The sequence below is a fragment of the Paracoccus binzhouensis genome (genome assembly GCF_016446475.1).
Taxonomy (GTDB): Bacteria; Pseudomonadota; Alphaproteobacteria; order Rhodobacterales; family Rhodobacteraceae; genus Paracoccus; species Paracoccus binzhouensis.
The window spans coordinates 1-532 of record NZ_JAEHFP010000270.1; the positions used below are offsets into that span (position 1 = coordinate 1).

Here is a 532-nt window from a genome sequence, read left to right on the forward strand (position 1 = left end):
CGGCCGCCTCGGCCTCGGCGGCGGCGCGGGTGGCGCGGTCCTGCATCTGCCGCAGGTCGTGGACCAGCCGCTCGGCGGATTGGTGGCGGGCGGCCAGCCGGGCGGATTCGTCGGTCAGCTCGGCCAGCTTGGCCTCGACCTCGCGCAGCGCCTCGGCGGCTTCCTCGGCGGCGGTGCCGGCAGCCTCCAGCCGTTCGTCATGGCCCTGCCCGGCCTTTTCCAGCTCGCGCCTTTCCCATTCCAGCCGCGCGATCACCTCGCCGGCATCGCGGTTCAGCGCCGATTCCCGCTCGATGTCGCGGTCGAGCTGGGCGATGCGCGCCAGCAGCGTCTGGATCGCCTGGGTGGCGCGGGCCTCGGCCTCGTCCAGCGCCTCGCGCTCGACGGTGGCGCGGGACAGGATGACGCTCGCGACCTGCTCCTCCTCGCGCAGCGGCGGCAGCTTCGCCTCGGCCGCCTCGCGGGCGGCGATGGCGCGGCGGGCCTGGGCCTCGGCCTCGGTGGCGGCGCGGATCGCGGCGCGCAGCGCCTC

The 532-nt window shown here is 76.7% G+C and carries 1 pseudogene; it reads right to left on the reverse strand.

Annotation, left to right across the window (positions count from 1 at the left end):
• Positions 1-532, reverse strand: a pseudogene (locus I9P22_RS24405) (chromosome segregation protein SMC); the annotation flags it as partial.